Source organism: Pseudomonas helvetica, assembly GCF_039908645.1.
Classification (GTDB): Bacteria; Pseudomonadota; Gammaproteobacteria; order Pseudomonadales; family Pseudomonadaceae; genus Aquipseudomonas; species Aquipseudomonas helvetica.
On the sequence record NZ_CP150917.1, the window covers coordinates 2,891,727 to 2,905,556 of the forward strand.

Here is a 13,830-nt window from a genome sequence, read left to right on the forward strand (position 1 = left end):
CCTGACACGCCGCGGTGCCTGACTTGGGGGCGCTTTGCGCCCCAGCGCGGGCAAGCCCGCTCGCCACAGGGTTGGCAGTTTAAAGGCTCAACGATTCAACGGTGCAACAAAACGGCTCTGTGCCACGCTGTTCACTGAAGGTTCATCGCTGTCAGTGATCTTGAAGCTGATCGTCTGCGAGCTGCTGCTCGGCTTGTCGGTGGTCATGGCCACTGAAACAGGCACATCGACAATTTCTCCCGGCGCCAGGCTCAACTCGGTCTTGCCCTGTAACTGGAAGCCGTCGCCGTCCACCAGAGACAAGCGATAGTCCTGCCGCTGCTGGGTTTTGTTGATGACTTTGAGGCTGTAGATGTTTTCGATCTGGCCCTGGCTGTTTTCGCGAAACAGGCCACGGTCCTTGCTGACGTCCAGCGATACCATCGACCGCTCCATCAGCGCCAGCGTCAGTGCACCAATCATTACCACCAGCACCGCGGTGTAGCCGATCAACCGAGGCCTGAGCAGGTGCGTCTTGCCACCTTGCAACTCATGCTCGGAGGTGTAGCTGATCAGGCCACGGGCATAGCCCATTTTGTCCATGATCGAATCGCAGGCGTCGATACATGCCGCGCAACCAATGCACTCCATCTGCAAGCCGTCGCGAATGTCGATGCCGGTCGGGCAGACCTGCACACACAGGTGACAGTCGATGCAATCGCCCAGACCCGCGTCGGCAGGCTTCACCTCGCGTTTGCGCGGGCCACGGCTTTCGCCACGGGCGGCGTCGTAGGAGATGGTCAGCGTGTCTTTGTCGAACATCACGCTCTGGAACCGTGCATACGGACACATATGCATGCACACCGCTTCTCGCAGCCAACCGGCGTTGATGTAGGTCGCGCCGGTGAAGAACAGCACCCAAAACAGACTGACGCCGCCCATTTGCAAGGTCAGCAACTCATTGGCCAGCGGACGGATCGGCGTGAAGTAGCCGACAAACGTCAGTCCCGTCAGCACGCTGATGGCCAGCCACATCGTGTGTTTGGCGGAGCGACGCAGCAGTTTGTTCAGGCCCCAGGGGGCGGCTTGCAGTTTGATCCGCTGATTGCGCTCGCCCTCGGTGACCTTTTCGCACCACATGAACAGCCAGGTGAAGGAACTCTGCGGGCAGGTGTAGCCACACCAGACTCGCCCGGCGAACACGGTGATTGCGAACAGGCCGAAGGCGCAGATGATCAGCAGCGCCGAGAGCAGGATGAAATCCTGCGGCCAGAAGGTCGCGCCGAAGATGTGGAATTTGCTTTCCGACAAGTCCCAGAGCACCGCCTGCCGGCCGCCCCAGTTCAGCCAAACAGTGCCGAAAAACGCCAGGAACAGAAACCCCGCGCCGCTCAGGCGCAAGGTGCGGAACAAACCGGTGAAGCTGCGGGTGTGAATCTGGTTGTCGCTGGATTTGGCCTTCATCTTTGGACGCGAAGGCTCGAATGTCTCTACTAATCGGACGGGGATTCTATCGCTCATGGTCTTTCGCTCATCAGCCTCCATCAGGCCGATCAACTATGACCACCGAACTGTTTGCATAACAGACTCAGGTATTGGATTAAAAAGCGGATCAGATGAGTTCTTGATCCGCCCCTGCGACAACTTGATGCACCCCGGCAGGCGCGGCGACAGTGCCTGTCACAGGCGTCTGCGGCGGTCTGTGATCTGCGTCAGTCAAATCACCGAATCACTGCTGGTGACCATCAGGTGTCGGCGACCATCGGTGGCACCTGCTACGGTTAATGCGTCGGCTTCTGCTTCGGTGATGTAGAAACGCTGGCCATCGAGGTCCACCGCCGACATGGCTTTGTCCGCGTCGGTAATGATGGTGACATCGGCAGCGAGGCGAATCTCTTCGCCGTTCTCGGTAATGAAGAAGCAGACCTGGTTTTCGATTCGCATGGTCATGGGGGTCACCCTTTTCTGCGGGATCTAAAGGTTAGGGCACAGGTCTTGCTCATCGTTCTGTGTAACCGATTAGTGGTCATGGAGCGTGGCTAAAGTGAAAGGATCTGAACTTTTAGCAGAGCCCGGCGCTCGGAACCTAAGTAGCGTCATGCAAGCAGCACACGATCAAGCACAGGAGCGTCCATGGGGCGTAAGGGGCGAGGCTCGATGACGACTGAAAAACCGACGGAGCTGCAGTACAACCCGCAACTGCCACTGTCGCAGGCTTTGCTGCTGCCGCGGATTATTATCGAAAACACCATGCCGGTGATCGATGGCGGCCAGTTCGCGGCCAAGGCTATCGAACGGCAGGCGGTGACGGTGACCAGCAAGGTTTTTGCCGACGGTCACGATACGCTTGCGGTGCGCGTGCGTTGGCGTGCCGAGGCCGACTCGATTTGGCAGAGCGAAGTCATGACCGATCTCGGTAATAACACCTGGCAGGGGCAGTTCAGCGTCGCAATGCCGGGTAGGTATCGGTTTTGTATCGAGGCCTGGATCGATCAGTTCGCCAGTTTCTGTCATGAACTGGAAAAGAAGCACACAGCGGGTGTGCCGGTCAGCCTGGAGCTGCAAGAAGGGCGCATCCAGGTGCTGCAGGCGGCGGAGCGCAGTGACGGTCCGTTGAGCAAGAAGCTTACGGCGCTGCACCATGAGCTGGCCGGGCTGCTTGAAACCGAGCAAGTCGCGCTGTTTCTGCACCCACGCAGTGCCCGGTTGATGGCCGAGGCCGATCTGCGTCCCTACCTCAGCCTGAGTCTGGAGTACCCGCTGGACGTCGAGCGCGAACGTGCGCAGTTCGCCAGTTGGTATGAATTGTTTCCCCGCTCGATCACCGATGATCCGGATCGCCACGGTACGTTCAACGATGTGCACTCACGTCTGGCGATGATCCAGGACATGGGCTTCGACGTGCTGTACTTCCCGCCGATCCACCCGATTGGTCGCAGCTATCGCAAAGGTCCCAACAACGCCCTGACTGCCGGCCCCGATGACCACGGCAGCCCGTACGCCATCGGCGGTATCGAGGGGGGGCACGAGGCGATTCACCCGCAGTTGGGCAGTCGCGAGGACTTCCGTCGTCTGGTCAAGGCCGCCGCCGCACACGGGCTGGAGATCGCGCTGGATTTCGCGATTCAATGCTCCCAGGACCATCCGTGGCTGAAGCAGCATCCGGGCTGGTTCAACTGGCGGCCGGACGGCACCATCAAATACGCCGAAAACCCGCCGAAGAAATACCAGGACATCGTCAACGTCGACTTCTACGCCAGCGAGGCGATTCCCAGCCTGTGGCTGGAGCTGCGGGACATCGTGGTCGGCTGGGTCGAGGAGGGCGTGAAGATCTTCCGGGTCGACAATCCGCACACCAAACCCTTGCCGTTCTGGCAGTGGCTGATCGGCGATGTGCGGGCGTTGTATCCCGAGGTGATCTTCCTGGCCGAGGCCTTTACCACCCCGGCGATGATGGCGCGCCTGGGCAAGGTCGGTTACTCCCAGAGCTACACCTACTTCACCTGGCGTAACACCAAGCACGAATTGGTGACGTACCTCACCGAGCTGAACCAGTCGCCCTGGCGCGAGTGCTTCCGGCCCAACTTTTTCGTCAATACGCCCGACATCAATCCAGGCTTTCTCCATGAGTCGGGCCGCGCCGGCTTTCTGATCCGGGCTGCGCTGGCGACCATGGGCTCGGGCCTGTGGGGCATGTATTCGGGGTTTGAACTGTGCGAGTCGGCGCCAGTGCCGGGCAAGGAGGAATACCTCGACTCCGAGAAGTATGAAATCCGTGTCCGGGACTTTACTGCGCCGGGCAACATCATCGCCGAGATCGCCCAGCTCAACCGTATTCGCCGGCAAAACCCGGCCTTGCACAGCCATTTGGGTCTTCAGGTCTACAACGTGTGGAACGACAACATTCTGTACTTCGGTAAACGCACGGCCGATGGCAGCAATTTTATTCTGGTGGCGGTCAGCCTCGACCCGTTCAACGCCCAAGAGGGGCACTTCGAATTGCCACTGTGGGAGATGGGCTTGCCCGACGACGCGGTGACCCAGGGTGAAGACATGATGAACGGCCACCGCTGGGACTGGCACGGCAAGACTCAATGGATGCGCATCGAGCCGTGGAACCAGCCGTTCGGGATTTGGCGGATAACGGCAACTTGAAGTTGATGCAGTTTTTTGTGGCGAGGGGGCTTGCCCCCGCTGGGCTGCGAAGCAGACCTCGGTCCAGAGAGCCCATTTTCAGGTACACCGCGTGCGCAGATTTTACGACTGCTACGCAGCCGAGCGGGGGCAAGCCCCCTCGCCACAGAGAAGCCTCATCGAATCGAGCAGGAGTTTCCAATGGCGAAGAAACCCAGGTCAGCCACCTTCAGCAATGACCCGCTCTGGTACAAGGATGCGGTGATTTATCAGGTTCACGTAAAGTCCTATTTCGACTCTAACAACGACGGAATCGGCGACTTTCCCGGTTTGATCGCCAAACTGGATTACATCGCCGATCTGGGCGTCAACACCATCTGGTTGCTGCCGTTTTACCCCTCGCCACGCCGCGACGATGGCTACGACATTGCTGAATACCGTGGCGTACACCGCGACTACGGAACGCTCACCGACGCCAAGCGCTTTATAGCCGAGGCTCACAATCGTGGCTTGCGGGTGATCACCGAGTTGGTCATCAACCACACCTCCGACCAACATCCCTGGTTTCAACGGGCGCGCAAGGCCAAGCCAGGCTCAAAGGCGCGGGACTTTTATGTCTGGTCCGATGACGATCAAAAGTACGACGGCACGCGGATCATTTTTCTCGACACCGAGAAGTCCAATTGGACCTGGGACCCGGTGGCCGGCCAATACTTCTGGCACCGTTTTTATTCGCATCAACCGGACCTGAACTTCGACAACCCGCAGGTCATGAAAGCCGTGCTCTCGGTGATGCGCTACTGGCTGGACCTGGGCATCGACGGCCTGCGCCTGGATGCGATTCCCTATTTGATCGAGCGTGACGGCACCAACAACGAGAACCTGCCCGAGACCCATGCGGTGCTCAAGCAGATTCGCGCCGAGATCGACGCCCATTACCCGGACCGCATGCTGCTGGCCGAAGCCAACCAGTGGCCGGAAGACACTCAGTTGTATTTCGGTGATGTTCATGGCGATAACGGCGACGAATGCCACATGGCCTTTCACTTCCCGCTGATGCCGCGGATGTACATGGCGCTGGCCCAGGAAGACCGTTTTCCGATCACCGATATTTTGCGTCAGACGCCGGAGATTCCGGCCAACTGCCAATGGGCGATTTTCCTGCGCAACCATGATGAGCTGACCCTGGAGATGGTCACCGACAAGGAGCGCGATTACCTGTGGAACTACTACGCGGCTGACCGCCGCGCGCGGATCAACCTCGGCATTCGTCGACGCCTGGCACCGCTGATGGAGCGTGACCGGCGCCGCGTCGAGCTGCTCAACAGCCTGCTGCTGTCGATGCCCGGGACGCCGACGCTGTACTACGGCGACGAAATCGGCATGGGCGACAATATCTATCTTGGTGACCGCGATGGCGTGCGCACGCCGATGCAGTGGTCGATCGACCGTAATGGCGGGTTTTCCCGCGCCGACCCGGCGAGCCTGGTGCTGCCGCCGATCATGGACCCGCTCTACGGTTACTTGTCGGTGAACGTCGAAACCCAGGCGGGCGATCCGCATTCATTGCTGAACTGGACCCGGCGCATGCTGGCGATCCGCAAGCAGTCCAAGGCCTTCGGTCGGGGCAGCTTGAAAATGCTCTCGCCGAGCAACCGGCGGATTCTGGCGTATACCCGTGAATACACCGGTGATGACGGTAAACACGAAATCATCCTTTGCGTGGCCAACGTCTCGCGCAGTGCCCAGGCGGCTGAGCTGGACCTTTCGGCCTTCGCTGGCATGGTTCCCGTGGAAATGCTCGGCGGCAATGCTTTCCCGCCGATTGGCCAGCTCAACTTTCTGCTGACCCTGGCGCCGTACGGCTTTTACTGGTTTGTGCTGGCAGCGGAAAACCAGATGCCGAGCTGGCACGTCGAGCCTGCGCAAAGCCTGCCGGACTTCACCACTCTGGTACTAAAAAAACGCATGGAAGAGCTGCTCGAGGCGCCATCGCGCACCATTCTGGAGCAAAGTGCGCTGCCGAGCTGGTTGCACAATCGACGTTGGTTCGCCGGCAAGGACTCCCGTATCGAAACGGTGCACATTGCTTACGGTGTGCGTTTTGGTGATCCGCTGCATCCGGTGCTGTTCAGCGAAATCGAGGTGGCCAGCGACGGTCAGACCAGCCGTTATCAACTGCCGTTCGGGTTTCTCGCCGAAGACCAGGTGGGCGCCGCATTGCCGCAGCAACTGGCGTTGGCGCGAGTTCGGCGCGGGCGGCAAGTGGGCTTGGTGACGGACGCGTTCAGTCTCGACAGCTTCGTTCGTGCGGTGATCCAGGCGATGCAGGCGTACACGGTGCTGGACGCCAGTGACGGCGAAATTCGTTTCGAGCCGAGCGTCGGGCTGGCGGACCTCAATCTGCAGGCTGACTGCGATGTGCGCTACTTGTCGGCCGAGCAATCCAACAGCTCCGCGGTGATTGGCGGCAGCGTGGTGCTCAAGCTGATCCGCAAGGTCGCCAGCGGCGTGCATCCGGAGCTGGAGATGGGCGCATACCTGACGTCCGCCGGGTTCAAGCATATTTCACCGCTGCTCGGCTCGGTGATTCGCCGTGATCGGCAAGGTGAAGACACTCTGCTGATGATCGCCCAAGGGTATCTGAGCAATCAGGGCGATGCCTGGGAATGGACCCAGAACAACCTTGAGCGGGCGATTCGCGATGAGTTGGCCGAGGCCATCTCCGAGCAGGAACAGCACTACAACGCGCTCGGTGAATTGAAAGATTTCGCTGGCATGCTCGGTCAGCGGCTCGGGGAAATGCACCAGATACTGGCCGCGCCCGGTGACAACCCGGCGTTTGGTTCGCGGGTCAGTACGCACAAGGATCAGCAGGCATTGGCGAAAGCGATTGCTGCACAGCTGGAGCACGCCTTGCAGTTGCTCAAACAGCATCAGGCCCGGCTGAGCCCGGAGGACCAGGTGTTGGTGGTGCGTTTGCAGGAGCAGAAGAGAGCCATCCTCAGGCACATTCAGGAGCTGGCGGCAAAAGCGGTGGGCGGTTTGCAGATGCGTGTCCACGGTGATCTGCACCTGGGCCAGGTGCTGGTGATCAAGGGTGATGCCTACCTGATCGATTTCGAGGGGGAACCGGCGCGGCCATTGCATGAGCGAAGAGGCAAGCACAGTCCGTACAAGGATGTCAGCGGCGTGCTGCGTTCGTTCGATTACGCAGCGGCGATGGCCCTGGATGGGCAAGGGGTTGAAGTCACCGCGCAGACGCTGGCAGCACGTCAACGGGTGACGGAGCGTTATTTGCGTGAGGCCACCGCAACGTTTGTTCAGGCGTATCGGCAGGCAGCAGCTAGTCTTGCTCATGCTTGGCAGGATCCTGCAGCCGAAGACGCTGCACTGGCGTTGTTCTGCCTGGAGAAGGCGGCCTATGAAGTGGGGTATGAAGCGGAAAATCGTCCTGCCTGGTTGCCTGTGCCATTGCACGGTTTATACGGGTTGTTGAGTGGACTCAAACCCTTTTCCTATGTGAGTGGAGAGCAGTCATGACGGAGCCATCATTGAGGGAGCAGGGACAGGTGAAAGAAGCGCTGCTGCCAGCGGCGCGAGACATTGAGGCGCTGGTGCGCGCCGAGTATCAGGATCCCTTTGCGATACTCGGACCCCATGCAGATGGGGCCGGCGGTCAGTTCATTCGTGCCTACCTGCCGGACGCCTTGAGCGTGCAGGTGATCGCCCGTGACTCCGGCGAAGAACTCGGCAGCTTGAACCCGACCGAAGTGCCGGGGTTGTTCGTCGGGCATTTCGACCGGGCACAGGCTTATCTGTTGCGTACCCGATGGGCGGGTGGCGAGCAGACCGCAGAGGACCCTTACAGCTTCGGTCCGTTGTTGGGCGAGATGGATTTGTATCTGTTCGCCGAGGGCAATCACCGGGACCTCAGTGCGTGTCTGGGGGCGCAGCTGAAGAACGTCGAGGGTGTCGACGGCGTGCGTTTTGCCGTGTGGGCGCCGAATGCCCGGCGGGTCTCGGTGGTCGGCGATTTCAACGTCTGGGATGGTCGTCGTCACCCGATGCGGCTGCGTCATCCGTCCGGGGTCTGGGAGCTGTTTGTTCCGCGCTTGCAGGCCGGTGAAGCGTACAAGTACGAAATTCTCGGTGCCCACGGGATTCTGCCGCTGAAGGCTGACCCCGTGGCACTGGCGACACAGCTACCGCCTGACACAGCCTCGAAAGTCGCCTCACCGTTGCATATCGAATGGCAGGATCAGGACTGGATGCAGACACGCGGCGAGCGCCACCGGCCGAGCGCGCCGCTGTCGATCTATGAGCTGCATGCCGGTTCCTGGCAGTGCGAAGTGGATGACGTCGGTGAAGTGGCGCGCCAATACCATTGGGGCGAGCTGGCCGAGCATCTGATCCCTTATGTGCAGAAACTCGGCTTCACCCATATTGAACTGATGCCGATCATGGAGCACCCGTTCGGCGGTTCCTGGGGGTATCAGCCATTATCGCAATTCGCCCCGAGCGCCCGTTACGGCTCGCCCAGTGACTTTGCCGCGTTCGTCAACGCCTGCCACCTGGCCGATATCGGTGTGATCCTCGATTGGGTGCCGGCGCATTTTCCCACCGATACCCATGGCCTCGCGCAGTTCGACGGCACCGCGCTGTACGAGTACGGCAACCCGCTCGAAGGTTTTCACCAGGACTGGGACACGCTGATTTACAACCTCGGACGCACCGAAGTACATGGCTTCATGCTGGCGTCGGCGTTGCACTGGCTCAAGCATTTTCACGTCGATGGGCTGCGGGTCGATGCAGTGGCTTCGATGCTGTATCGCGACTATTCACGCAAGGCCGGCGAGTGGGTACCCAATCGCCATGGCGGTCGGGAGAACCTCGAAGCCATCGATTTTGTCCGCCACCTCAACGATGTGATCGACCTCGAAGCACCCGGAGCGCTGGTGATTGCCGAGGAGTCGACGGCCTGGCCGGGCGTCAGCCAGGGCACGCAGCATGGCGGGTTAGGGTTCGACTACAAATGGAACATGGGCTGGATGCACGATTCGCTGCATTACATTCAGCAGGACCCGGTCTACCGCGCCCATCATCACAACGAGCTGAGCTTTGGCCTGGTTTACGCATGGTCCGAACGCTTCATCCTGCCGATTTCCCACGACGAAGTGGTCCACGGCAAACACTCGCTGATCGACAAGATGCCCGGCGATCGCTGGCAGAAGTTCGCCAACTTGCGTGCCTACCTGAGTTTCATGTGGGGGCACCCGGGTAAAAAACTGCTGTTCATGGGCTGTGAGTTCGGCCAGTGGCGCGAATGGAATCACGATCAGCAGCTGGATTGGTACTTGCTGCAATACCCGGAACACCGCGGCGTGCAAAAACTGGTGACCGACCTCAACCAGCTCTACCGCGAAGAGCCGGCGCTGCACGATCAGGACGATGTGCCGCAGGGCTTCCAATGGCTGATCGGCGATGACGCGATGAACAGCGTCTATGCCTGGCTGCGTTGGAGCAAGGAAGGGCGGCCGGTGCTGGTAGTGGCTAACTTTACACCGGTGCCGCGTCCGGCGTATCGGATTGGCGTGCCCATTGGCGGGCGCTGGAATGAAGTGTTCAACAGCGATGCGGGCATCTACGCCGGCTCCAACTATGGCAATGGCGGCGGTGTGATGACCGAAGAGGAGGGCAGCCACGGCCAACCCTTGTCGTTGGTGCTGAATCTGCCGCCGTTGGCGGTGTTGATGTTGCGTCCAGAGGGGTGATGTTGAGCTGATGTGCTAACTGGCTTCGATTGCCGACTCCTGCGCAGGATGGTGATCCTGCGCAGGAACGGCGACCGGTTGCGCTTACTTGCCGCTGGTCACCAGTTCTTCCAGGTGATCCATGATTTCCTGTGGCTTGAGCACCAGCACATCGCTTTCCAGCGAGTCGAGTACCACTTCCGCGGTGTTTCCGATCAAGGCCCCCGAGAACCCGGTGCGCGCCACAGTGCCGATGACGGTCACCGACGCCTGCAATTTATGCGCAATGTGGGGAATCAGCACATCGGCCGGACCTTCTTCGATATGCAGGTGTTCATCGTCGATGTCGAACTCGGCCTGGAACGCCTTGCACGCTTCGCGGTAGCGGGCCTCGATGGTTTCCTTGAGCTGGAACACCGGGTCGGCCGCCGAGAGCATGGGCGATGGATGGGCGCTGATGACGTGCAGATGGGCCTTGGCCAGGTGAGCGATGTCGAAGCCATGATCGACGATGCTCGCATGCAGCACGCGGTGCTCGGGGTCGTTGTTGCCCACGTCGATGGCCGCCAGAATCGTCCCGCCGGTCCAGGGTTTCGAGGTCTTCACCAGTAACACCGGGCTCGGGCACTGGCGCAGCAGTTTCCAGTCCGCCGGGGTCAGCAGGGCCTTCTTCAGCGGGTTGTCCGGAAAGTGTTGCTTGATCACCAGCCCGCAACCCTCGGCCTGCTGCACATCGATGATGGTTTCATGCAGGCTTTTGTTCCAGGCTTGCTCGGTGGTGACACTGTGGCCGTCTTCCTGCAGGCTGGCTTTGAGCACACTCAACAGCGCCGAGTGATCATGCTCTTTATCGCAGATCAGCAAGTGCAGATGCGCCTGAGTCACCCCGGCGATCATCTTGGCGCGCTTGAGGGCCAGGCTCTCCTCGGGCAAGGGTTCGATGACCACCAGGATGCTGCGGATGGCTTGCATGGTCGGAATCTCCGATGAATGAAAAACACGTCGTTGCACAACTATAGTTGCTGGTCGTGAACTCGGGTCTTGATGCATATCAAGTCTGGCGACTGGTGGTCTGCCGGCAGGCACGTATAATCGGCCCCCTTCGCTGTGAACTTATTGCCCGTGAGCCTCATGTTACTGAACCCTGAAATCGTCGCCGTCCTGCCCAATGGTCCTGTTGAACTGTCGGAAGTGAGCCAATGATCCTTCCTGAAATTCACGAATTCCTTGGCTGCCGCACGCCCGATGGCTGGGTTCAAGCCGCATTGGCCGATCAGGAAACCCTGCTGATCGACCACAAGAACTGCGAGTTCAAGGCTGCCAGTACCGCGCTCAGCCTGATTGCCAAGTACCATTCGCATGTCGACCTGATCAATTTGATGTCACGCCTGGCCCGGGAAGAGCTGGTGCATCACGAGCAAGTCATGCGCCTGATGAAAAAACGCAAGATCGAACTGCGCCAATTGTCCGCCGGTCGTTACGCCTCGGGTTTGCGCAAAGTGGTGCGCAGCCACGAGCCGGTCAAACTGGTCGACACGCTGGTGGTCGGGGCGTTTATCGAGGCGCGCAGCTGCGAGCGTTTCGAAGCGTTGGTGCCCCATCTGGATGAAGAACTGGGCAAATTCTACTTCGGCTTGCTGAAAAGCGAGGCGCGGCATTTTCAGGGGTATCTGAAACTGGCCTACCAGTACGGCGATGCCAAGGACATTGCCCAGGTGATCGACAAGGTTCGCGCCGCCGAGCAGGAACTGATCGAGTCCCCGGACATCGAGTTCCGCTTCCACAGTGGCGTGCCTGCGGCAAGTCTGTGAAAGAAATCAGGCAAATTGTTAAAAACTCTTAAGAACATGAAAGTTCTCCGAAAACCGGCCCGCGAGGCCGGTTTTTCCTGTCTGGCATGTCGGTTGAGGGTGAGATTGGCGCCATAATGCGCGCTCTCAATCATCGGCTCACAGATTGGCACTTATGGACAATCAGGCGTTTGGCAAGGTACTGCTCGTGGAGGATGACGAAAAGCTCGCGGGGTTGATCGCGCACTTCCTCTCCCAACATGGTTTCGAGGTACGGACCGTGCACCGTGGCGATCTGGCGCTGGCGGCGTTTCTCGAATTCAAGCCGAAAATCGTCGTGCTCGACCTGATGCTGCCCGGCCAGAGCGGCCTGCATGTGTGCCGCGAGATCCGCAGTGTGTCCGAGACGCCAATTGTCATCCTCACGGCCAAGGAAGACGACCTGGACCACATCCTGGGCCTGGAGTCCGGCGCCGACGACTATGTCATCAAACCGATAAAACCACCGGTATTGCTGGCCCGGCTGCGCGCCTTGCAACGTCGCCAGATACCGGAAACCACGGTACGCGGTTCGCTGGAGTTCGGCCGTTTGCTGATTGATCGCAGCTGCCGCGAAGTGCGGCTGGCGGGTGAGGGTATCGAGCTGACCACCATGGAGTTCGAATTGCTGTGGCTGCTGGCCAGCGCCGCCGGCAAGATTCTTTCCCGCGATGACATCCTCAATCGCATGCGCGGCATCGCCTTTGACGGGCTCAACCGCAGCGTCGACGTGTACATCAGCAAACTGCGCGGCAAGCTCAAGGACAATCCCAGAGAACCGGTGTGCATCAAGACCGTTTGGGGCAAGGGTTATCTGTTCAATCCATTTGCCTGGGAGCTCTAGATGCTAAGGCTGTTTCTGCGGCTGTACGTCATTCTCGCCTTTGGCTTTGCAGGGGCGATCTGGACGGTCAATTACATTTTTGCCGAGCTGTTGCCCGAGGCCAACGAGACCTATAACCGCGAAGCCATGCGCGGGCCAGCTTACAGCCTGGTCGAATTGCTCCGTCCGGTCACCGGCATTGCGCGTGATGAGCGCCTGGCGGAGCTGAAAACCCACTACGGGCTGCGCCTGAAGCTGGTGCAGAGCAGTGAGCTGGATCTCACTGAGCGAGAGCAAAAACTGCTGGCTGACGGTCTGTTGGTCGTGCGCGGGGATTTCAACGAGTTTATCGCCAGCATCGATGGCGGCCCGCAGTTGTTGAACATCAAACTCCCGGAGGAGCCCAAGTGGCTGTATGTCTGGGCCTACGCTTTACTGGGCGTGTTCCTGGCTTTTGTCCTGTACTTCTGGGTGCGACCGCATTGGCGCGACCTCGAACTGATCAGAGTGGCCGCGCAACGTTTCGGCGATAACGATCTGACCTCGCGCATTCAATTGTCCAAACGCTCGAACATTCGCGTGCTGGCCGAGCACTTCAACCAGATGGCTGCGCGTATCGAAGGCTTGATTGCCAATCAGCGCGAGCTGACCAATGCGGTGTCCCATGAGTTGCGCACGCCGATTGCGCGCTTGTCGTTCGAACTCGATCAACTCAAGCAACAGGCCGATCCGAGCGAGCGCAAAGCACTGATTGCCGACATGTACGCCGATCTCGGTGAACTGGAAGAGATGGTTTCCGAGTTACTGACCTACGCCAGTCTTGAACGCGGTGCCACGGTGATCAGTCTCGAAAGCATTCAGGCTCACAGTTGGCTCGACAGCGTGGTCGGCAGCGTTGCCCTGGAGGCCGAGGCGGCCGGGGTGCAGCTGTTGATTCGCGCCTGTGAGGTCGACTCTGTGCGGATCGAGCCGCGCTTTATGGCGAGGGCGGTGATCAACCTGCTGCGCAATGCCATTCGCTACGCCGAGCGACGGGTGGAGGTGTCGCTGACGCTGGGTGAAGACGGTTATGAAGTGTTGGTCAACGACGATGGCCCGGGCGTGCCGATGGAAGGACGCGAGAAGATTTTCGAGCCGTTCTCGCGACTCGACACCAGTCGCGACCGTCGCACCGGTGGTTTCGGTCTGGGCCTGGCGCTGGTTCGGCGGGTGTCGCAATCGCACGGCGGCAAGGTCGACGTCAGCGATTCGCCGTGGGGCGGCGCGTCGTTTCGCATGACCTGGGCGCAGGCTGACTAAGTCAGATCTCAGC

General features: G+C 59.8%; 9 protein-coding genes. 6 read left to right on the plus strand and 3 right to left on the minus strand.

Annotated features, from left to right (window positions below; all coding sequences use genetic code 11):
• Window positions 1-87 precede the first annotated feature (87 nt).
• On the minus strand, window positions 88-1,500 hold the full coding sequence (gene ccoG / locus AABM55_RS13290; protein WP_347929819.1) for a cytochrome c oxidase accessory protein CcoG: 1,413 nt from the start codon (window positions 1,498-1,500) through the stop codon (window positions 88-90).
• A gap of 195 nt (window positions 1,501-1,695) precedes the next feature.
• Window positions 1,696-1,929: a DUF3203 family protein gene (locus tag AABM55_RS13295; RefSeq protein ID WP_054597026.1), complete on the minus strand. Its 234-nt coding sequence runs from the start codon at window positions 1,927-1,929 to the stop codon at window positions 1,696-1,698.
• Window positions 1,930-2,136: 207 nt separating this feature from the next.
• Here AABM55_RS13295 and AABM55_RS13300 point away from each other — a divergent pair, with 207 nt between their 5' ends.
• The 3 genes from AABM55_RS13300 to glgB all read left to right on the plus strand — a co-directional run bounded on the left by AABM55_RS13300 (window position 2,137) and on the right by glgB (window position 9,887).
• On the plus strand, window positions 2,137-4,134 hold the full coding sequence (locus AABM55_RS13300; RefSeq protein ID WP_347929820.1) for an alpha-1,4-glucan--maltose-1-phosphate maltosyltransferase: 1,998 nt from the start codon (window positions 2,137-2,139) through the stop codon (window positions 4,132-4,134).
• A gap of 180 nt (window positions 4,135-4,314) precedes the next feature.
• Window positions 4,315-7,656, plus strand: a complete 3,342-nt coding sequence (gene treS, locus AABM55_RS13305) for a maltose alpha-D-glucosyltransferase (protein ID WP_347929821.1) — start codon at window positions 4,315-4,317, stop codon at window positions 7,654-7,656.
• Complete coding sequence (gene glgB / locus AABM55_RS13310) at window positions 7,653-9,887, plus strand: 1,4-alpha-glucan branching protein GlgB (protein ID WP_347929822.1); 2,235 nt, start codon at window positions 7,653-7,655, stop codon at window positions 9,885-9,887. The genes treS and glgB overlap by 4 nt, the downstream gene beginning before the upstream one ends.
• A gap of 84 nt (window positions 9,888-9,971) precedes the next feature.
• Here glgB and AABM55_RS13315 read toward each other — a convergent pair whose 3' ends face one another.
• Window positions 9,972-10,838 carry a universal stress protein gene (locus AABM55_RS13315; protein ID WP_103314363.1) on the minus strand — a complete coding sequence of 289 codons (867 nt, stop codon included), beginning with the start codon at window positions 10,836-10,838 and terminating at the stop codon, window positions 9,972-9,974.
• Between the two features lie 227 nt (window positions 10,839-11,065).
• On the opposite strand from AABM55_RS13315, the gene AABM55_RS13320 reads away from it, so the two are divergent.
• The 3 genes from AABM55_RS13320 (at window position 11,066) to AABM55_RS13330 (ending at window position 13,817) form a co-directional block, all read left to right on the plus strand.
• Window positions 11,066-11,677 (plus strand): tRNA-(ms[2]io[6]A)-hydroxylase, encoded by a 612-nt coding sequence (locus tag AABM55_RS13320; protein WP_054597031.1) that lies wholly within the window; start codon window positions 11,066-11,068, stop codon window positions 11,675-11,677.
• 154 nt (window positions 11,678-11,831) lie between these two features.
• Window positions 11,832-12,539 carry a winged helix-turn-helix domain-containing protein gene (locus AABM55_RS13325; RefSeq protein ID WP_347929823.1) on the plus strand — a complete coding sequence of 236 codons (708 nt, stop codon included), beginning with the start codon at window positions 11,832-11,834 and terminating at the stop codon, window positions 12,537-12,539.
• Complete coding sequence (locus AABM55_RS13330) at window positions 12,540-13,817, plus strand: ATP-binding protein (protein WP_347929824.1); 1,278 nt, start codon at window positions 12,540-12,542, stop codon at window positions 13,815-13,817. It begins immediately after the preceding gene.
• Window positions 13,818-13,830: the final 13 nt, after the last annotated feature.

Excerpts from the sequence above, each read along its gene's own strand:
- AABM55_RS13320 (WP_054597031.1), top strand. The coding sequence starts at position 11,066 with ATGATCCTTCCTGAAATTCACGAATTCCTTGGCTGCCGCACGCCCGAT.
- AABM55_RS13295 (WP_054597026.1), bottom strand. The coding sequence starts at position 1,929 with ATGACCATGCGAATCGAAAACCAGGTCTGCTTCTTCATTACCGAGAAC.
- AABM55_RS13325 (WP_347929823.1), top strand. The coding sequence starts at position 11,832 with ATGGACAATCAGGCGTTTGGCAAGGTACTGCTCGTGGAGGATGACGAA.
- AABM55_RS13330 (WP_347929824.1), top strand. The coding sequence starts at position 12,540 with ATGCTAAGGCTGTTTCTGCGGCTGTACGTCATTCTCGCCTTTGGCTTT.
- AABM55_RS13300 (WP_347929820.1), top strand. The coding sequence starts at position 2,137 with ATGACGACTGAAAAACCGACGGAGCTGCAGTACAACCCGCAACTGCCA.
- AABM55_RS13315 (WP_103314363.1), bottom strand. The coding sequence starts at position 10,838 with ATGCAAGCCATCCGCAGCATCCTGGTGGTCATCGAACCCTTGCCCGAG.
- ccoG (WP_347929819.1), bottom strand. The coding sequence starts at position 1,500 with ATGAGCGATAGAATCCCCGTCCGATTAGTAGAGACATTCGAGCCTTCG.
- glgB (WP_347929822.1), top strand. The coding sequence starts at position 7,653 with ATGACGGAGCCATCATTGAGGGAGCAGGGACAGGTGAAAGAAGCGCTG.
- treS (WP_347929821.1), top strand. The coding sequence starts at position 4,315 with ATGGCGAAGAAACCCAGGTCAGCCACCTTCAGCAATGACCCGCTCTGG.